Genomic DNA, 18,475 nt, shown 5'->3' on the forward strand with positions numbered 1-18,475 from the left:
GCCCAGCGCGGCCAGCTCCCGCTCCAGGTTGGCCCGGGCGGGCGCCTCCCAGCGCTCGACGGCGTACGCCGTGTGGAACAGCCGCGGCTTGTCGGCCAGCGCGCCGAGCACGGCTGCGCGGCCCTCGCCGAACACGTCGTCGGGCAGGTGGGCGTACTCGCGGCGGACCGCCGCGACGTACTCGTCGTAGCGCTCGGCCGGGGCGGCCAGGATCGCCAGGTCGGCGTCGGAGAGCGCGCAGCCGTTGGTGTCGGCGTCGTCGGGCCGGTGGGTCTCGGTCAGCCGGACCAGCCGGGCGACCTCGGCCGCCACCGGCGCCGGCACCAGCGGCGCGAGCGCGTCCTCGGCCCAGGTCGCCGACCGCTCCTCGGCGTCCCGCTCGCCGTCGTAGACCGCGTCGTGGAACCACGCGGCCAGCAGGACCGCCGTCGGGTCGTAGTCGGTGCCCGCCCCGGCCAGCTCGTCGAGCCGGTCGAGCACCTCGGCGAGGTGCCGGGTGTCGTGGTAGCCGCGGGCCGGGTCGGCGTACGCCGCCGCGATCTCGTCGCGCAGCTCTGGACTGTCGGGCAGGGGCCATCTGTCGCTGAGGTCCATCGCGCTCATCCAACCCGCTACTCTCCCGAGGTACAAGAACGAGAACACGTTCTACTTCCCAGGAGGACCCACATGGCGGCCAGCAACGAGCGCATCCGCGAGGTCATCGAGGCCTACGTCGACCGGGTGGCCAACGGCACGACCGACGAGGTGCTCGCGCTCTACGCCGAGGGCGCCACCGTCGAGGACCCGGTCGGCACCGAGGTGCGCAGCACCCCCGAGTCCATCCGGGAGTTCTACTCCGGGCTCGAGGGCCTGGAGCAGGAGGGCCGGCTGCTCACCGCGCGGATCGCCGGCGGCGAGGCGGCGTTCCAGTTCGAGCTGGCCACGAAGGCCGGGGAGCAGACCTACACGCTGTCGCCGATCGACGTGATGACGTTCGACGACGACGGACTGATCACGTCGATGAAGGCCTACTGGGGCAACGACGACATGGCCGTCAGCTAGCGGGCCGGGACTCCTGGGGCGGGGACATGGCCCACCTGATGGTGCCGGTGGCGGCGGACCCGAGGGCGCGGACGACGGTGCGCTCGGAGACCGGCAGGTAGGGCAGCCGCAGCGGCGCCCGCGACCACGGCGGCATCAGGCCGACCGCGGCGGCGGCCAGCACCGCGTAGGGCGCCCGGGCGGCCAGCGGCAGCGGCGGCTTGAGCAGCACGTAGCGCACCGCCTCCCGGGCCTCCGGGGTCCCGCGCAGCTCGGCACGGTAGGCAACCAGGGCCTCGGCGAGCTCGGCCTCGGTGGTCGGCACGTCGGTGGCACCGAGCCGGGTCGCGATCGTGGCCGCCTGGGCGAGGTACTCGTCCCGGCCCTCCTGGTCCAGCGGTCGCTTGCCGTAGACCTGGTGCGCCTTCAGGAAGCTGTCGACCTCCGCCACGTGCACCCAGCGGAGCAGGTGCGGGTCCGAGGCGGCGTACGCCGTGCCGTCGGGCAGGTCGCCGACGACCCGCTCGTGGATGCGGCGCACCGCGTCGACGGCCCGCTGGGCGTCGTCGGCGGCGCCGAACGTCGTGACCGCGAGGAACGTGCTGGTGCGGTGCAGGCGTCCCCACATGTCGCCGCGGTAGCCGGAGTGCTCCGAGACCGCCCGCATCGCCGCCGGGTGCAGCGACTGGAGCAGCAGGGCGCGGATGCCGCCGACGAACATCGACGCGTCGCCGTGGACCCGGGTGATCGGGCTGCCGGCCTCGAACCAGCGGGGCCCCGGCCGGCCGTGGATGCGGTCCCGCTGCCGCGGGCCGTCGGGCCCGGCGACGCGCAGGAACAGCTCGTGGCCCAGCCGTCCCCGCACGTCCATGTGGAGAGCCTAGGCAGCCGCTCCGAACGATGAGTGCTCCTGCGGTGAGCGCGGGTCAGCCGGCGTCGTAGGTGCGCAGCCAGATCGTGTGCGGCGACGAGCGCAGCTTGTCGAGCGCCGCCTCGGAGATCGCCTTGCTCGAGTCGATGACGACGTAGCCCTGGTGGCCCCGGGTGGCGAGGTACTCCCCGGTCACGTTGTCGCCCTCCTCGGCGAAGTACGCGTTGACCTCGGCCAGCACCCCCGGGACGTTCTGGTGCAGGTAGCCGATCCGGGCACCTTCGGTCAGCACCGGCGGCTGGACGGCGGGGAGGTTGACCGAGAGCGCGGTGCTGCCGTGGTCGACGAAGTCGGCGAGCTTGCCCGCGACGAACCAGCCGATCTCCTCCTGGGCCTCCTGCGTGGAGCCGCCGACGTGCGGCGTGAGGATCACGTTGTCGAGGCCCCGGAGCACCGACTCGAACACGTCGCCCTGCTTCTTCGGCTCCACCGGGAACACGTCGAGCGCGGCGCCGGCGATGTGGCCGGACAGGATGTGGCGACGCAGCGCGACGTCGTCGACCACCATGCCGCGGGCGGCGTTGATGAAGAGCGAGCGCGGCTTCATCTTGGCGAACTGCTCCTCGCCGAAGAAGCCCGCGTTGCCCGGGCGGCCGTCGACGTGCAGCGAGACGACGTCGGCCTCGGCCAGCAGTGCGTCGAGCGACGGCATCCGGCGGGCGTTGCCGTGCGCGAGGCGGTCGGCGGTGTCGAAGAAGATCACCCGCAGGCCCAGCGACTCCGCGACGTTGGAGAGCTGGGTGCCGATGTTGCCGTAGCCGACGATGCCGAGCGTGCGGCCGCGGATCTCGTGGCTGCCGGCGGCCGACTTGTCCCACACGCCGGCGTGCATCTTGGCGGTCTTCTCCGGCAGGCGCCGGCCGAGCGCGATGATCTCCCCGATCACCAGCTCCACGACGCTGCGGGTGTTGGAGTACGGCGCGTTGAAGACGGCCACGCCCCGCTCGGCCGCCGCCGCCAGGTCGACCTGGTTGGTGCCGATGCAGAAGCAGCCGATCGCGAGCAGGTCGGACGCCGCGTCGAGCACGCGTGGCGTGATGGTGGTGTTGGAGCGGATGCCGAGCAGGTGGACGCCGGGCAGCGCCTCCACGAGCTCGTCCTCGGAGAGAGCTCCGGCGCGCAGCTCGACCTCGTGGCCGTGGCGCTCGAGCGTCTCGACCGCGAGCGGGTGGATGTTCTCCAGGAGCAGGACCTTCACCCGTCCAGCGTAGGGAGCCCCAGGGCGTGCGCCGATTCCTCGACACGGATCGGACCAGAAACCCTCTTGACCGGTAAAGCGAACCGGTCTACTGTATCGGTAAAGACGAGAGGAGACCTGCCATGTACCCGATCCGAATCCCGCAGCCCGAGGTTCACGACGTGCTCGCCCGCAGCGCTCTTCCGGACGCGCCCGTGGTGCCCGACCGGCCCCGTCGCCGCCCGCTCCGGGCCGGCCGGCTGGCGCTGGCATCCGGGCTGCACGCCGCCGCCCGGGCGGTCGAGCCCGCACCGCGTCGTGCCCCGGAGGTGTGCGCCTGACCACCTGGGCGGGACAATGTCCTGGATGGGCAAGGTGACGCTGCAGTCGGTCGCGGATCGCGTCGGCGTGAGCCGGATGACGGTCTCGAACGCGTTCTCGCGCCCCGACCAGCTGTCGTCGGCCCTGCGGGACCGCATCCTCAGCGCGGCGGAGGAGCTCGGCTACAGCGGACCCGACCCAGCCGCGCGGGCCCTCGCTCGCGGGCGTACCGGGTCGGTGGGCCTGCTGATCACCGACCGGCTGAGCGCGGTCATCGCGGACGCGCTGGCGGGGGAGTTCATCGCCGCGGTCTCCGACGAGCTCGCCCGCCAAGGCATGGCGGTCACCCTCCTCGCCCCGACCGAGACCGACGGCGTCGTCGAGGCCGAGGTCGCCATGGACGGGCTGCTGGTCTACATCTGCGGCTCGCCCGACGACCAGCTCGCGTGGGCCCGCCGGCGGGGCCTGCCGATCGTCACCATCGACCAGCGGCCCATCGACGGGCTGCCCAGCATCAAGGTCGACGACCGCACCGGGGCCCGCCTGGGCGCCGAGCACCTCACCGGGCTCGGCCACCGCCGGATCGGCATCCTCACCGTCGCCCAGGAGGAGATCGAGGACCGCGACGACGTGCACGTGACGGCTGCGGAGCGGCATCTCGGGTGGCACGACGTGCTCGACCCCCTCGGCATCGAGCCCCTGATGGCCGAGGGTGTCTACCTCGCCTCCGCTCCGACGTACGCCGCCGCACGAGCACTGCTCGAGCGGCCGGACCGGCCGACAGGCGTCCTCTGTCTCTCCGACGCCTTCGCCGTCGAGGTGCTCCACGCGGCGACCGATCTGGGGCTTGGGGTGCCCGAGGACCTGTCGGTGGTCGGGTACGACGACAGCCGCGTCGCCGCGACGAGCCGGCCGCCGCTCACCACGATCCGTCAGGACGTCGTCGCCAAGGGCCGGCTGGCGGTGGCAGCCCTGGTCCGGGCCATCAACGACCCGGAGAGCGCACCGCCGGAGCGGGTCGTGCTCCCGGCCGAGCTCGTCGTCCGGGAGAGCACGGCACCGCCACCGGCCGAGTGACCCCGGAGGGGCGGCGCCCGATCAGCGCGGCGCCGCGCCGAACCGGGCCAGCACCACCCGCTCGCAGACCTGGGCGACCAGGTAGAGCACGATCGAGGCCAGGGTCACGGTGACGACGAGCGCCCACACCCGGTCGTACTGGTAGAGCGCGAGCGAGGTGTTGATCGCCTTGCCCACGCTGTCGGTCGTCGTGAAGTACTCGGCGATGAGGGCCCCGGTGATGGCCCCCGGCACCGAGATCCGCACCGCGGCGAAGATCGAGGGCAGCGCGGTCGGGTAGGCCACCCGGCGCAGCACGTCCCAGGACGAGCCGCCGTAGACGTGGACGACGTCGCGCATCTGCGGTGTCACCGAGCGCAGCCCGAACGCGATCGTCACCAGGGCCGGGAACAGCACGACGATGCCGCTCATCACCGCCACGCAGGCGAACCCGTTGCCGAAGATCAGGGTGATGATCGGGGCCAGGGCGACGAGCGGCACCGTGCGCACCAGCATGACCACGGGCATGGACGCCGCCTCGATGCCCTTGGACAGCACCATGCCGGTGGCCAGCAGGCTGGCGGCGGTGAGACCGGCGACGAAGCCGATGCCCGCATCGAGCACCGTCTGCCGCAAGGGCCCCAGCACGCCTGCCCGGTTCTCGCCGGCCTCCGGGTCGGTGAACAGGTAGGCCAGCACGTCCTGCGGCTGCCGCACCACGAGGTCGCTGACGTCGGAGAGCCGGAGGAGCAGCACCCACAGCCCGACGGTCACCGCCACGACGAAGGCGAGGTTGAGGACCGGCCGTCCGACCAGGCGGAGCGTGGTCACCGCGCGACGCCCTTGGACCACGGGGCGACCCAGCGGCCGAGGAGCCCGATCAGCAGGTAGGCCAGGCCGGACACCAGGGCGCAGGTGATGCCCAGCGACCAGGCCAGCGCGGTCTCGCGGTTGTTCTGGCTGAGGATGAGCGAGGGGCCCACGCCGACCTCCAGGTGCCGGTCGAAGTACTCACCGAGCAGCGCGCCGAGGAACGCCGCGGGCGCGGCGATCTGCAGGGTGGTGAACAGGGCCGGGAGCGCCGAGACGAGCCGGACCCGGAGGAACTGCTGGACCTTGCCGCCGCCGTAGACCGACACGACGTCCACCGTCGTGGGGTCGGCGGCCCGGAAGCCCAGGACCGCCCCCACGACCGTGGTGAAGAAGACCGAGATGGCCGCCAGGTCGACCGCCGTCGGGGACGTGCCACCCGGCTCCGGGAGGTCGTGGACGATGATCAGGATGGGCGCGAGCGCCACGATCGGCAGGCAGTAGGTCACGACCGCGAACTGCATGATGACGGGCTCCAGCCAGGGCACCAGCAGCACCAGCGTGGCCAGCAGCAGCGCGACGCCGACGCCGACGACGTACCCGCGCGCGGCCTCCTCCAGGGTGATCGAGAAGATCCGCCGGTAGTAGCCGAAGCCGCGCTCGAGGAAGACGTCGAGCACGTCCGGCGGTGTCGGGACCTGGTTGTCCTTCAGGAACGTCGCCGCGCAGGCCCACCAGACCGCCAGGGTCAGCAGGGCGCCCAGGCCGCCCATGACCACGGCCCGGCCCCGCTCGGCGGTGAGCGCCATCAGCCGCTTCCCTCGTTGGCCGGGCTTCCCGAGCCGAACAGCAGCTCGGAGGCGTGGTCGTGCAGCGCGTGGAACTCCGGCGTGCGCATCATCTCCGGGGTTCGCGGCCGGGGCAGGTCGACGTCGATGACCTCCTGGACCCGGCCGGGCCGCGGGGTCATCACCGCGACCTTGTCGGACAGGAAGATCGCCTCGGAGATCCCGTGGGTCACCATCAGCGTCGTGGCGGGCTTCTCGCTCCAGATCCGCAGCAGCTCGAGGTTGAGCCGCTGCCGGGTCATGTCGTCGAGGGCTCCGAAGGGCTCGTCGAGGAGCAGCACCGACGGCTTGACGACCAGCGACCTCGCGATCGAGACCCGCTGCCGCATGCCGCCGGAGAGCTGCGCCGGCTTGGCCTTCTCGAAGCCCTCCAGTCCCACGAGACCGATCAGCTCACGGACCAGCGCGTCGTCGGGCTTGGTGCCCGACACCTGGAACGGCAGACGGATGTTGGACTCGACCGACCGCCAGGGGAGCAGCGCCGAGTCCTGGAAGGCGATCCCGAGCCGGTGGTCCCGTCTCAGCTCGGCGGGGGTCTTGCCGTCGACGAACGTGGTGCCGCTCGTGGCGGTCTCGAGGCCGGCGAGGATGCGCAGGATCGTGGACTTGCCGCAGCCCGAGGGGCCGAGCAGCGAGAGGAACGACCCCTTGTCCGTGTGGAGCGTCGCGTCCTCCAGGGCCACCACCGGCGTACGGCCGACGGCGAAGGTCTTGCTCAGGTCCTGGACGTGCAGCCCTGTGCCCGAGCGTCCTTCGCCGCCGGCCGCGTTGCCGGTCGTCACTCCTTGAGGTCCGGGTTCTCCTCGTAGACCTCCTCGAGGAGGCTGAGGTCGAAGAGGTCGTCGGCCTCGAGGTCGAGGTCGGAGGCGGCCAGCGAGGCCATGTTGTCCTCGATCATCGCGTCGCTGATCGTGAACAGCCCGTTGGCGGCCGTCTCCTCGGTGTTGACCAGGAGGTCGCACTGCTGCTCGGCCTGGGCGAGCTCCTTGTCCTGCTCCAGCGGCGGGTCGATGTCGACGCCGTACTTCTCGACGGCCAGGGTCGCCCCCGCGGCGGGGTCGGCGCAGGCGTCCTTCCAGCCCTGGATCTCGGCCTTGAGGAACGCCTTGACCATCTCGGGCTCGTTCTCGATGGTCTCGTCGGTGGCGATGACGCTCTCCGCCACGAACGGGAGGCCGTTGTCCGCGAAGGCCAGGTCGACGGTGTCGAACCCGTGGCCGGCGACCAGCAGGGACTCGTTGGTGACGTAGGCGACCAGGCCGTCGATCTGCCCGTCCTCCAGTGGTGCGACGTCGAAGCCGTTGGGCACGATCTCCACGTCGTCGGGGCTGATCCCATTGGCGGCGAGCAGCGCGTTGAAGAGGCTGAGGTTGGGGTCCTGGACGCCGATCTTCTTGCCGACCAGGTCCTCGGGGGTCTGGATGTTCCCCCCGTCGGCCAGCGACAGGATGGAGAACGGGTTCTTCTGGTACGTCGTCCCGATGATCTTCAGCGGGAAGTCGGAGTTGGCGATCGCGGCGCCGGTCGAGATCGCGTTGCTGAGACCGAAGTCGGCCTTGCCGGTCGCCACGAGCTCCTCGGTCGCGACCGGACCCGCGAGCAGCTCGACGCTGTCGAAGCCGGCGTCGGCGTAGTAGCCGCTGTCGTCGGCGATGAACTCACCGGCGAACTCGGCGTTCTTGATCCACGACAGCTGGACGGCGATGCTGCCGAAGCCCTCGCTCGAGCTGTCGGACCCGCTACCTGTGTCCTCCTCGGTGTCCTCGGCGTCGTCGCCGCACGCGGACAACGCGAGGGCAGCAGCGGCGGCCACGGCCGCGAGCCGGACGGCGGCGCTGTGACGGCGGCGGACAGGACGAAGGTGGGACGGTGACATGCGTGCTCCCATGCGGTCGTGGGTGGTGACGGCGGCCCACGAGTGCCGCGCTCTCCCTGGAGCAGGGACGCTAGGTTCCGCGCATTTCGTCGCCGCGTGGCTGGCGTTTCGCGCGGGTTACGACACCGGACCGTGACCTCGGGCGTGGCCGTCGAGGTACGCGGCGACCAGCCCGCCGAGGGTCGGCAGGTGGTAGCCGCCCTCCTGGACGGCCACCGCAGGCAGCCCGGAGGCACCGAGCAGCCGGCCGGCCTCGCGGTAGCCCTCGGCGGTGACCTGGAGCGGGCTCTCCGGGTCGTCGGCGGCCGCGTCCACGCCCAGCGAGACGACCAGGGCGTCGCAGCCGGAGACCCACTCGACGAGCTCGGCGACCGCCGCGAGCCACGGCCCGTCGCCGGTGCCCTCGGCGAGCGGCAGGTTGCGGGTGGCGCCGGTGCCGTCGCCGGTGCCGGTCTCCTCGGCGTACCCCACGACGTGCGGGAACCAGCCGGCCCCGGGGTCGACGTGCACGGAGCCGTAGCGCACGTCGGACCGTGCGTAGAAGATCGCCGCGGTGCCGTTGCCCTGGTGCGCGTCGAGGTCGACGATCCCGACCGTCGCCGCGCCGCCGGCCCGCAGGACCTCGGCCGCGACGGCGGCGTTGTTGAGGTAGCAGGAGCCGCCGTAGCCCGCAGGAGTGGCGTGGTGGCCGGGCGGGCGGCTCAGGGCGTACGCCAGCGGCTCGGCGCCCGCCGACACCAGGTCGGCGGCCGCCGCGGCGCAGTCGACCGCGGCCAGCGCGGCGGCGAAGGTGCCCGGCCCGACCAGGGTCATCGTGTCGTAGCCGAACCGGCCCGCGTCCGCGTGCACGGCCACCGCCGGCCGGGCCGGGAGCCCGGCGGTCATCGCCGGCGTCGGGAACAGGTAGGGGACCACCCGCTCCTGGCCGACCAGCTCGGCGTACGGACCGTCGGCCCAGCGCTCGGCCGCCGTACCCAGGAACTCGAGGAGCTCGGGGTCGTGGACGGCGTCCAACGCGGGCCGGTCGGTCGCGGGCGGCACCTCGACCAGCCGGAACCCGGGCCCGTCCAGGGCGTCGAGGATCGCGTCGACCCGCGCGGACGTCTCGGTGCCGATCGTCGGCACCCCGACCCAGACCTCGTTGCGGGGGTCGTGGAGCCTGGTGTCGGGCGACCACAGCACCGGGACCTCGTACTGATCCATGACTCAGTATCCACCGGACGCGAACTTCGGCAGGATGACTCCCATGCCCCGCGCGCGTGACCTCGGCATCGGGATCGGCACGCTGCCGACCGGGCCGACCAACTCGGTGCTGGACGTGGCCGGCGTCGGGCTCGGCCACACCACCGTCACCCGGGAGACGGCCCGCACCGGTGTCACGTCCCTGGTGCTGGCCGAGGACGCCTACCTCCGGCCGCTCGTCGCGGGGGGTGCGGTGCTCAACGGGATGGGCGAGTGCACCGGGTTCGTGACCATCCGCGAGACGGGGATGCTCGAGACGCCGGTGTGGCTGACCTCGACGATGCAGCTGGGCCGGGTCTACGACGCGGCGTGCGAGCTCGAGCTGGGCCGGCATCCCCAGGTCGCCGACGACGTGTGCATCCCGGTCGTGGGGGAGTGCGACGACTCGTTCCTCAACGACTGCCGGCGGATGTGGGTGACCGCGGACGACGTCCGGGCGGCGCACGCGGCCGCCCTCGCCTCACGCGGGTCGTCCGGGCCGCCGGACGAGGGCTCGGTCGGGTCCGGCACCGGCATGTCGTGCCTGGGTTTCAAGGGCGGGATCGGGACGTCGTCGCGGGTCACCCCCGAGGGGCACACGGTGGCGGTGCTGCTGATGACCAACTTCGGCGTGCGGGAGCGGCTGACCGTCGACGGCGTGCCGGTGGGACAGCTGCTCGACGGCTGGCACGGTCCCGAGGGGCACGTGGAGCGGCCCGCCGGGTCGTGCATCGGTGTGGCCGTGACCGACGCACCCGTGGACCCGGCCGGCTGCGAGCGGCTGGCGCGCCGGATCGGCCTGGGCCTGGCCAGGACCGGCTCCGTCGCGCACCACGGCAGCGGCGAGATCTTCCTGGCCGCGAGCACGGCGGCGCGCACCGACCGGGACGGGGCGCAGGTCGACTCCGGCCCACGGCTCGGCGGACGGCAGCTCGACGAGCTCTTCGGCGCGGTCGTCGACGCGGCCGAGGAGGCCGTGCTCAACTCGATGCTGATGTCGCCCACGACGGTCGGCCGGGACGGCAACACCAGCGAGGGGCTGGACCCCGACGTCGTACGCCGGCTGGTCGAGGAGCACCGTGGCCGGCGCTGAGCCCGCCACTGAGCCCGGAACGGAGCGCAGCGTCCGCCTCCCGATGGCGGACGGCGTCGAGCTCGCGGTGTCCCTGTTCCTGCCCCACGGCGAGCCGCAGCCGTGCCTGCTCGAGGCGCTGCCCTACCGCAAGGACGACCTGACCTCGTCGTACGCCGAGAGCTACCGCGCGCTGCGGGACACCTACGGCTACGCAGTCGCGCGGGTGGACCTGCGGGGCACCGGGTCCTCGGGTGGCGACGCGACCGACGAGTACCCGCTCGTCGAGCGCAGCGACCTCGGCGCGGTGATCGCCTGGCTGGCCGAGCAGGAGTGGTGCGACGGCAACGTCGGCATGTTCGGGACGTCGTACTCCGGCTTCAACGCGCTGCAGATCGCCGCCGAGCGGCCGCCCGCCCTCAAGGCGGTGTGCGCGATCTACTCCAGCGACGACCGGTGGACCGACGACGTGCACTGGCGCGGCCACGCGCTGCGGCTGGTCGACCTGGTCGACTACTGCCACTACATGACGCCGATGTGCGTGCTGCCGCCCGTGCCTGCGGAGTGGCCCAGTGACCGGCCAGGCGACTGGCGCGAGGAGTGGCGCCGTCGGCTGGCGACCAACGAGCCGTGGGTGCTGACCTGGCTGCGGGAGAACCGGGACGGGCCCTACTGGCGGGCGGGCTCGGTGCGGCACGCGCCGTACTCGCGGATCGAGGCGGCCACGATGATCGTGGCCGGCTGGGCGGACGGCTACCGCAACAACTCGTTCCGGACGGTCGCCGCGCTGGGGGAGGCCGGGACGCCGTGGCGGCTGCTGGCCGGGCCGTGGGCGCACGCCGACCCGGCGACCGCGATCCCGGGCCCGCGGATCGACCTGGACGTCGAGATGGCCGCGTGGTTCGACCGCTGGCTGCGCGACCGCGGGCCCGAGCACGTCGACCGGGCCGACCTCTTCGTGCGGACGTCGACCGTCCCCGAGCCCGACCTCGACCTGCACCTCGGCGAGTGGGTCTCCGGGCCGTGGCCGGTGGCCTCGCGGTCGTGGGAGCTGCGCGGGCTGCCGGGCCCCCGGTCCCTGGCGGTCGAGCCGGACGTCGGCACCACCGCCTGGATCGACTGCGCGGGCCACCTGCCGTGGGGGCTGTCCGGCGACCAGCGCGAGGACGACGCCCGCTCGCTGACCTGGGACTCGACCCCGCCGGTCGCGGCGGTCGTCGGGCAGCCGCGGGCGCGCCTGCGCGTGTCCGCCTCGGCTCCGGCGGCCTCCCTGTCGGTGAAGCTCTGCGACGTCTTCCCCGACGGCACCTCGGCCCTGGTCTCGCGGGGCACCCTCGACCTGGCCTACCGGTCCGGGTCGACGCCGGAGCCGCTGGTGCCGGGTGAGGTCTACGAGGTCGACCTCCAGCTCGACGCCTGCGCCTACCGCTGGACACCCGGCCAGACGTTGCGGGTGTCGGTCGCCGGCTCGGACTGGCCCAACACGGTCGCCCCGCCGGCGCCGGTCACCCTGACCGTCCACGACGGGTCGCTCGAGCTGCCGCTGTGGCCGGAGAGCGCGGGCGAGCCCCCGGTCTTCACGCCCGGGGAGCCCTCGTCCTCGGAGGACCCGGAGGGGGTCGTGTGGTCGGTCACCCGCGACGTGCTCCGACGGACGACGACCTGCGCGGTGCGCAGCGGCGCGACGTACGACATCCCGCGCGGCGGCACCGCCAGCGAGGAGTACGTCGGCGAGGTCGGCGTCGACCGACGCACCTTCGCGCAGTGGGCGGACGCCACCACGACCTTCACCCTGAGCTGGGACGACGTCGACGTCCGGGTCACCTCGACGATGCGGGTCGACGTCGGCGCCACTGCGTACGACGTGGTGATCGGCTGCGACGCGTTCGAGGGCGACGAGCTGGTCAGCCACCGCGAGTGGCGGGAGACCATCCCGCGCCGGCCAGGGGATGGTCCCTGACCTTCGGCACGCGCTACCGGCGTGTCGCGGTGCCGATCGTCTGGGACTCATCCGCAGGCCGGGCCGACGACAGCTCCAGGCCGCTCGCGCGGTACGCCGCCCCGATGAGCGACACGAGGTGGCCCACGGCGTCCTCGTTGGGCGCGAACGGGCCGGGCCGGAAGTGCGGGCTCCCCAGGCCGCGCTGGACCGACTCGCAGGCGCCCCAGTCCTGGCGGTTGGTGAGGTCCCAGAACTCCACCGCCCCCGGCGCCCCGGCCTCGGACGACTCCGCCAGGGTCAGCCACGAGCACTCGACCCAGGTCCGGCCCGGCGCGAGCGGCACCATCCGGTGCGTCATCACGTAGTCGGGGTGCGCCGAGACGAGCAGGTTGGGCAGCAGGTGGACGTACTCGACCGTCGCCGTCGGAGCCCCGGGGATGGGCGTTGCCGCCAGCTCGCCGGTCAGCGACATGGTCGCCATGCCCTCGCGCAGGTCCATGGACCCGCCGACCCAGCTCCCCGGCAGGTCGTAGTTGTCGCCGGAGTCCGGCGGCGAGACCTGGCACAGCTCGGGGTGGATCGAGGGACAGTGGTAGCACTCGTGGTAGTTCTCGGCGATCACCTTCCAGTTCGCCGCGACCTCGTAGGTGTGCCGGTCGGCGAGCACGAGCGACCCGGCGTCGTACGGCGCCAGGACCGTCGCGAGCTCGCCCACGTGCTCGTCGAACGCCGGCACCTCCGGGCTTCCCAGCGGGTGCAGCGCGTGCCCGAACACCCAGCCGTGCCAGACGGTGACGGGCAGCTCGACCAGCGAGTGCTCGTCCTTCTCGAACCCCGGGACGTCCCGGAAGCCCGGCGCCCCCTTGAGCGCACCGCTGAGGTCGTAGGTCCACGCGTGGTACGGGCAGGAGATCAGCCGGCGCTCGGCGGTCTCCCCCTCGGGGAGGAGCTCGTGCCCGCGGTGCCGGCAGGTGTTGGCGAACATCCGCAGCGCCGTCCCCGACGCCGCCGGGCTCCGGACGACCAGGCAGCCGATGTCGCCGACCACCAGCGCGCGCTGGTGGGTGCGCTCGTCGGGGAACAGGTCGGCGACGCGGCCCAGGCACGTCCAGGTGCCGGCGTACAGGTGCCGCCGCTCCCAGGCCAGCACGTCCGGCGACGTGTATGCCTCCGCCGGCATCATCCGGACGAGCTTCTCGCTGGTCTCCGTCACCGGTTCCTCCGTTCTATGCTCACGGCGTGACCCGCCGTGCGCGTCGTTCCGTCGACGTACGACGCGACGAGATCCTGACCGCGACCGTCGACCTGGTCGACCGGCACGGACTTGCGGCGGTCCGGGTGGGCGACGTCGCTGCCGAGCTCGGCGTCAGCGCCTCGCTGGTCTTCTACCACTTCGGGACCAAGGACGACCTGGTCGCCGAGGCGTTCGCGCACGCCGTCGAGCGCGACCTGGCCAAGCTGGACAGGGCGGTCCGCGGCGACGACCCCGTCGAGCAGCTGCGCCGGCTGCTGCGGCTCTACGGCCCGACCGGCCAGGCGGTCGGCTGGCGGGTCTGGATCGACGCCTGGGCGCTGGCCCAGCGCGAGCCGCACATCCGCACGGTGCTGCGGCGTCTCGACCACCGCTGGTCCGAGGCACTGCGCCAGGTCGTGGAGGACGGGGTGGCGGCCGGCGTGTTCACCTGCCCCGACCCGGCGGCGTCCGTGGCGCGCGTGTCCGCGCTCCTCGACGGCCTGTCGGTGGCGACGCTGGTCTACCGGACGGTCACCCGGGCGCAGCTGCGCGAGTGGGTCGCCGGACTGGTCGCGGCCGAGCTCGGCGTCGACGTGCAGACACTGTCCTGAGCGGGAGGGCACCGCTCACACCAGCCAGTTCGCGGCGTAGTCGGGGTCGGTGAGAGCCGGCCGGTCCATCCGGAACGCCGTGAGGTCGGTCGCCGACGAGCCGGTCGTGACCAGGTCGGCGAGCAGCCGGCCGAACGTCGGCGCGAACTTGAACCCGTGCGCCGCGCCCAGCCCCACGACCACGCCGTCGTGGCCGGGCACCGGCGCCAGCACGAAGTCCCGGTCCGGGGTGAGGGTGTAGAGGCAGCGCTTGGACCGCACCGGGGCACCGGAGCCGGGCAGCACCTCGCCCATGAACGTCGAGAGGCGCTCCAGCATCGCCGCGTCCACGACGTCGGCGCCCCGGTCGTCGGGGTCGATGCTCGGTCCGCCGCAGTCCTGCGCCGCCTTGACCGTCTGCTCGCCGTAGGTGGGGAAGCCGTAGAAGGACGGGTCGTCCATCCAGATCCAGAGCGGCATCGTCCCCGGAGCGAAGCGCGCGGCCTCGGCGGGGGAGAAGTAGGTCACCTGCTCCCAGGTGACCTCGAGCGGCACGTCGACGTCGAGGTGGCGGAGCACGTCATTGGTCCACGCGTCGGCCGTGACCACCACACCGCGACAGCGCACCGTGCCGGACGCGGTCCCGACCTCGACGCCGGCGCCGCCGTGGTCGACCAGGCCCAGCACCGGCTGCTCGCCACGCAGGTCGGCGCCGTGCCGCCGGGCCTGGGCCTGCATCGCGGCCGTCCCGCGGGCGGCGGGCACGATCGCCGCGTCGGCCTGGTGCAGCGCCAGCGTCCCCTCCGGGAGCCGGAACGCCGGCCACCGGCGGGTGACCTCGTCGGCGTCCAGGACGTCGTAGGCGATGCCCACCTCGTCCATCGACGCCAGGTAGTCGCTCGGGGAGATCGCCGGGTCCGGGGGGAACAGGTCGAGCCCGCCGGTGGTCGTCACCAGGGACTCACCGCTCGACTCTTCCAGGTCCGCCCAGTCGGCGTACGCCTCCAGGGTCAGCTCGACGTAGCCCGGCGTGTGGTAGCTGTGTCGCAGGATCCGGCTGGTCTCGTGGCTGGCGCCGCGGTCGTGGCCGAGCGCGAACCGGTCCAGCCCGACGACGGAGTGCCCGCGCCGGGCCAGCTGCCAGGCCGCGGCGCTGCCGAGCGCGCCGAGCCCGACGACGACGTAGTCCACGGGCTCAGCCACGGCGGGCCTCCAGCCGCGGCAGCAGCCAGCGCCGGATGTCGAGGCTGTCGTCCTCCATCGGCGCGAACCAGCCGTGCGTGTAGGCCCGTGAGGACATGCCTCGCTGCACGGCCTCGCAGATCGCCCAGTCCTGCTGGTTGACCAGGTGCCAGAGGTCGGCGGCGTCGTCCGGGTCGAACGTCGGCTTGGCCACCTCGTCGGCCGCGAAGAGCAGGGTGCAGCTGACCCGGGTCCGGTCCACGGCGAGGGGTCGGAGGATGTACGCCGCCACGTGGTCGGCCGAGGCCGAGAGCATCAGGTTGGGGTAGACGAGGTCGCCCTTGTGCCGGGTGCGCTCGTCCTCGTCGAGGCCGGGCAGCGGCGCCCGGTCGGTGGTGCCGGTCGTCGTGAACGTCCACGCGCCGTCGCGGTGCGGGATCCCCTTGTCCCAGTCGAGACCGCCGCCACCTCCGGCGAACGCAGGCACCAGGCGGGACAGCTCGGGGTGCACGGGCCCGCAGTGGTAGCACTCGTTGTAGTTCTCCAGCAGCACCTTGTAGTTGGCGTGCACCTCGTAGTCGAGGACCCGGCCGGTGACCAGGTCGGCCAGCCCGTAGTTGGCCAGCGTCGTCTCCGCGTGCGCGACCTGCTCGGCCAGCGGGGTGGCCCGCTCGGGGGTCAGGTGCACGAACACGAACCCGCCCCACGTCTCCACACCGACCGGGTGCAGCGCGAACGCCGCGGGGTCCTCGACCTCCGCGTGCGGCGCCTTCAGCAGCCGACCGTCGAGGCCGTAGGTCCACGAGTGGTACGGACAGCGCAGCGCCGAGGCCTCATCGGCAGGCTCGTGACTCAGGCGCGCGGACTCCTGGACGGGCGGCCGGAGCTGGCAGCCGCGGTGCCGGCACACGTTGTACGCCGCATGCAGGGCGCCTTGCTCGTCGGAGGTGACCAGGACCGACTCGCCCGCGACGTCCGCGGTCAACGTCCGGCGCGGCACGTCCAGCCCGAGGTCGTCGACCCGGCCCAAGCAGTACCAGTCGCCGAAGAGCACGGCCTCGCGCTCGGTGCGCCACGCAGCCTCGGCGACGTACATCTCGCGCGGGAGCGCGGCCTGGAGGTCGTGCTCGGCCATCAGCCCTCCCGCTGCTCGTCGTCCGTCTTACTGACTCACGAGTCAGTAAGAGAATGGTGTCACGTGGTGCGCACGGCGTCGAGGTGACAGGCCACCCGGTGGTCACCGCCGGCGGGAAGCACCGGAAGGGGAGTGCCGACGCAGTCGTCGGCCACGCCGGCCGTGGCGGCCGCGCCGCTCGCCAGCTGGGGGCAGCGCGGGTGGAACCGGCATCCGGCCGGGATCCGGCTCGGGTCGGGGATCTCGCCGTGCAGGACGACCGGCTCCAGGAAGTCGATCTCGGGGACCACGGACAGGAGCGCCTGCGTGTAGGGGTGCCGGGGCCGGCTCAGCACCTCCTCGGTGGTGCCGCACTCGACGACCCGGCCGAGGTACATGACCGCGATCCGGTCCGCGATGTTCCAGGCCAGCCCGAGGTCGTGGGTGACCACCACGACGCCCATCCCGAGGTCGCTGCGCAGCTTGAGCAGCAGGGCGAGGATCTCGCCGCGGATCGAGGCGTCCAGGGACGACACCGGCTCGTCGGCCAGGATCAGCTCGGGTCGCAGGGCGAGCGCCCCCGCGATCAGGACCCGCTGCTTCTGGCCACCCGACAGCTCGTGCGGGTAGCGCAGGAACAACCGCTCCGGCGGCCGCAGGCCGGCTTCGGCGAGCGCGGCGGCGACCAGCTCGGCCTCGCTGCGGTTCTCGGGGTCGCGGGCGACCCGGCGGTGCAGCCGGATGCCCTCGGCGACCGACTCGTAGACGGTCTGCCGGGGGTTGAGCGAGCCCGCGGCGTCCTGGAGCACCATCTGGACCCGGCTGCGCAGGCCGCGCAGCCCCTTCTGCGAGTACGACAGCGGGGCGCCCTCCAGCAGGACCTCGCCGGCGCTGGGCCTCTGCAGGCCGATGAGGGTCCGCGCCAGCGTGGTCTTGCCGGACCCGGACTCTCCGACCACGGCCAGGATCTCCCCGCGCTGCACCGACACGTGGACGCCGTCGAGGGCCCGGGCCACGTCGCCGCTGCGGGTCACGAACTCGACCGAGAGGTCCCGCGCCTCGAGGAACGGCGTGGCCCCCGCGTCCACGGCCGGCTGGGCGCTCACGACTCACCCACCCGGATGCAGGCGACCGGGCGACCGGGGCCGACCTCGACCAGGGGCGGCTCGGCGACGGTGCACTCGGGGACCGCCAGCGGGCAGCGGGGTGCGAACGAGCAGCCGGGCGGCAGGTCGCGCGGGTCGGGCGGGTCGCCCGCGAGTCCGGCGGGGGCGTAGCGGGCAGCCGGGTCGCCGATCCGCGGGAACGCGCCGGAGAGGGCCTTCGTGTAGGGGTGCAGCGGGTCGGTGAAGACCTCGTTGGCCCGTCCCGACTCGACGATCCGCCCGGCGTACATCACCACGACCCGGTCGCAGATGTCGGCGAGCACCGACAGGTCGTGGCTGATGATCAGCAGGCCGACGCCCAGGTCGCGGACCAGGTCCTTGAGCAGGTCGAGGATCTGGGCCTGGACCATCACGTCGAGCGCGGTGGTCGGCTCGTCCGCCACGACGAGCTGCGGCCGGCAGGCCAGCGCCATCGCGATCATCACCCGCTGTCGCTGGCCACCGGACAGCTGGTGGGGGTAGGAGCGCTTGCGGGAGGCCGCCAGCCCGACCTGCTCGAGCAGCTCCTCGACCCGGACGTCGACCGCCTGTCTCGACAGCTCCGGCTCGTGCAGCCGGATCGGCTCCGCGATCTGGGCGCCGATCCGCTGCACCGGGTTGAGCGAGTGCAGGGCGCCCTGGAAGACGATGGACGCACCCGCCCAGCGCAGGGCGCGCAGCTTGCCCCAGCTGATCGACTGGACGTCCTGCCCGAGCACGAGGACCTCGCCCTCGACGGTGGCGCTGGCCGGCTGGAGCCGCAGCACGGTGCCGACCAGCGTCGACTTGCCGCAGCCGGACTCGCCGGCCAGGCCGACCACCTCGCCGGGCCGGACGGTGAGGTCGACCCCGCGGACCGCGGGCAGCGGACCCTCCGCGGTCCGGTAGGTGACCGTCACGTCGCGCAGGTCGAGGACGGCGCTGACCGCGTCCACG

At 73.1% G+C, this 18,475-nt stretch carries 19 protein-coding genes; 6 read left to right on the forward strand and 13 right to left on the reverse strand.

Going from position 1 to position 18,475, the window contains the following annotated elements:
* On the reverse strand, positions 1-603 hold a 603-nt coding region (locus JHD21_RS03495; protein WP_292671667.1), incomplete at its 3' end, for a hypothetical protein.
* 63 nt (positions 604-666) lie between these two features.
* Between JHD21_RS03495 and JHD21_RS03500 the strand changes: the two genes are divergently transcribed.
* Positions 667-1,041: a nuclear transport factor 2 family protein gene (locus JHD21_RS03500; RefSeq protein ID WP_292671669.1), complete on the forward strand. Its 375-nt coding sequence runs from the start codon at positions 667-669 to the stop codon at positions 1,039-1,041.
* Here JHD21_RS03500 and JHD21_RS03505 read toward each other — a convergent pair.
* Complete coding sequence (locus JHD21_RS03505) at positions 1,034-1,891, reverse strand: oxygenase MpaB family protein (protein ID WP_292671671.1); 858 nt, start codon at positions 1,889-1,891, stop codon at positions 1,034-1,036. The genes JHD21_RS03500 and JHD21_RS03505 overlap by 8 nt on opposite strands.
* Positions 1,892-1,946: 55 nt before the next feature.
* Positions 1,947-3,149 carry a phosphoglycerate dehydrogenase gene (gene serA, locus JHD21_RS03510; protein WP_292671673.1) on the reverse strand — a complete coding sequence of 401 codons (1,203 nt, stop codon included), beginning with the start codon at positions 3,147-3,149 and terminating at the stop codon, positions 1,947-1,949.
* 122 nt (positions 3,150-3,271) lie between these two features.
* Between serA and JHD21_RS03515 the strand changes: the two genes are divergently transcribed.
* Together JHD21_RS03515 and JHD21_RS03520 are read left to right on the forward strand one after the other, a co-directional pair.
* Complete coding sequence (locus JHD21_RS03515) at positions 3,272-3,469, forward strand: hypothetical protein (protein ID WP_292671675.1); 198 nt, start codon at positions 3,272-3,274, stop codon at positions 3,467-3,469.
* A gap of 25 nt (positions 3,470-3,494) precedes the next feature.
* The gene (locus JHD21_RS03520; RefSeq protein WP_292671676.1) at positions 3,495-4,526 is read left to right on the forward strand and encodes a LacI family DNA-binding transcriptional regulator; all 1,032 of its coding nucleotides are present in this window, start codon (positions 3,495-3,497) and stop codon (positions 4,524-4,526) included.
* Between the two features lie 21 nt (positions 4,527-4,547).
* On the opposite strand, the gene JHD21_RS03525 is transcribed toward JHD21_RS03520, so the two are convergent.
* The 5 genes from JHD21_RS03525 to JHD21_RS03545 all read right to left on the reverse strand — a co-directional run bounded on the left by JHD21_RS03525 (position 4,548) and on the right by JHD21_RS03545 (position 9,242).
* Positions 4,548-5,336 carry an ABC transporter permease subunit gene (locus tag JHD21_RS03525; protein WP_292671677.1) on the reverse strand — a complete coding sequence of 263 codons (789 nt, stop codon included), beginning with the start codon at positions 5,334-5,336 and terminating at the stop codon, positions 4,548-4,550.
* Complete coding sequence (locus JHD21_RS03530) at positions 5,333-6,124, reverse strand: ABC transporter permease subunit (protein WP_292671679.1); 792 nt, start codon at positions 6,122-6,124, stop codon at positions 5,333-5,335. Before JHD21_RS03530 ends, JHD21_RS03525 begins: the two co-directional genes overlap by 4 nt.
* On the reverse strand, positions 6,124-6,945 hold the full coding sequence (locus JHD21_RS03535; RefSeq protein WP_292671681.1) for an ABC transporter ATP-binding protein: 822 nt from the start codon (positions 6,943-6,945) through the stop codon (positions 6,124-6,126). Before JHD21_RS03535 ends, JHD21_RS03530 begins: the two co-directional genes overlap by 1 nt.
* Positions 6,942-8,039 carry an ABC transporter substrate-binding protein gene (locus JHD21_RS03540; protein ID WP_292671683.1) on the reverse strand — a complete coding sequence of 366 codons (1,098 nt, stop codon included), beginning with the start codon at positions 8,037-8,039 and terminating at the stop codon, positions 6,942-6,944. The genes JHD21_RS03535 and JHD21_RS03540 overlap by 4 nt, the downstream gene beginning before the upstream one ends.
* A 117-nt stretch (positions 8,040-8,156) precedes the next feature.
* Positions 8,157-9,242, reverse strand: a complete 1,086-nt coding sequence (locus tag JHD21_RS03545; RefSeq protein WP_292671684.1) for a hypothetical protein — start codon at positions 9,240-9,242, stop codon at positions 8,157-8,159.
* A 43-nt stretch (positions 9,243-9,285) separates the two neighbouring features.
* Between JHD21_RS03545 and JHD21_RS03550 the strand changes: the two genes are divergently transcribed.
* Entirely contained in the window at positions 9,286-10,353 is a 1,068-nt protein-coding gene (locus JHD21_RS03550; RefSeq protein ID WP_292671686.1) for a P1 family peptidase, read from the forward strand.
* Between the two features lie 43 nt (positions 10,354-10,396).
* Positions 10,397-12,292 carry a CocE/NonD family hydrolase gene (locus JHD21_RS03555; RefSeq protein WP_292671688.1) on the forward strand — a complete coding sequence of 632 codons (1,896 nt, stop codon included), beginning with the start codon at positions 10,397-10,399 and terminating at the stop codon, positions 12,290-12,292.
* Positions 12,293-12,305: 13 nt separating this feature from the next.
* On the opposite strand, the gene JHD21_RS03560 is transcribed toward JHD21_RS03555, so the two are convergent.
* Positions 12,306-13,487: an aromatic ring-hydroxylating dioxygenase subunit alpha gene (locus JHD21_RS03560; RefSeq protein ID WP_292671690.1), complete on the reverse strand. Its 1,182-nt coding sequence runs from the start codon at positions 13,485-13,487 to the stop codon at positions 12,306-12,308.
* 26 nt (positions 13,488-13,513) lie between these two features.
* On the opposite strand from JHD21_RS03560, the gene JHD21_RS03565 reads away from it, so the two are divergent.
* Positions 13,514-14,119 (forward strand): TetR family transcriptional regulator C-terminal domain-containing protein, encoded by a 606-nt coding sequence (locus JHD21_RS03565; protein ID WP_292671692.1) that lies wholly within the window; start codon positions 13,514-13,516, stop codon positions 14,117-14,119.
* A 15-nt stretch (positions 14,120-14,134) separates the two neighbouring features.
* Here JHD21_RS03565 and solA read toward each other — a convergent pair whose 3' ends face one another.
* From solA to JHD21_RS03585, 4 genes are read right to left on the reverse strand one after another with little or no spacing between them, the layout of a single operon-like run.
* Positions 14,135-15,301, reverse strand: a complete 1,167-nt coding sequence (solA, locus tag JHD21_RS03570; RefSeq protein WP_292671694.1) for an N-methyl-L-tryptophan oxidase — start codon at positions 15,299-15,301, stop codon at positions 14,135-14,137.
* Complete coding sequence (locus tag JHD21_RS03575; RefSeq protein ID WP_292671696.1) at positions 15,294-16,415, reverse strand: aromatic ring-hydroxylating dioxygenase subunit alpha; 1,122 nt, start codon at positions 16,413-16,415, stop codon at positions 15,294-15,296. The genes solA and JHD21_RS03575 overlap by 8 nt, the downstream gene beginning before the upstream one ends.
* A gap of 59 nt (positions 16,416-16,474) precedes the next feature.
* A complete protein-coding gene (locus tag JHD21_RS03580; RefSeq protein WP_292671698.1) occupies positions 16,475-17,500 on the reverse strand; it encodes an ABC transporter ATP-binding protein in 1,026 nt (341 codons plus the stop codon).
* Positions 17,497-18,474: an ABC transporter ATP-binding protein gene (locus tag JHD21_RS03585; protein WP_292671700.1), complete on the reverse strand. Its 978-nt coding sequence runs from the start codon at positions 18,472-18,474 to the stop codon at positions 17,497-17,499. Before JHD21_RS03585 ends, JHD21_RS03580 begins: the two co-directional genes overlap by 4 nt.
* Position 18,475 lies beyond the last annotated feature (1 nt).

It is taken from the genome of Nocardioides sp., assembly GCF_016462705.1.
GTDB lineage: Bacteria > Actinomycetota > Actinomycetes > Propionibacteriales > Nocardioidaceae > Nocardioides.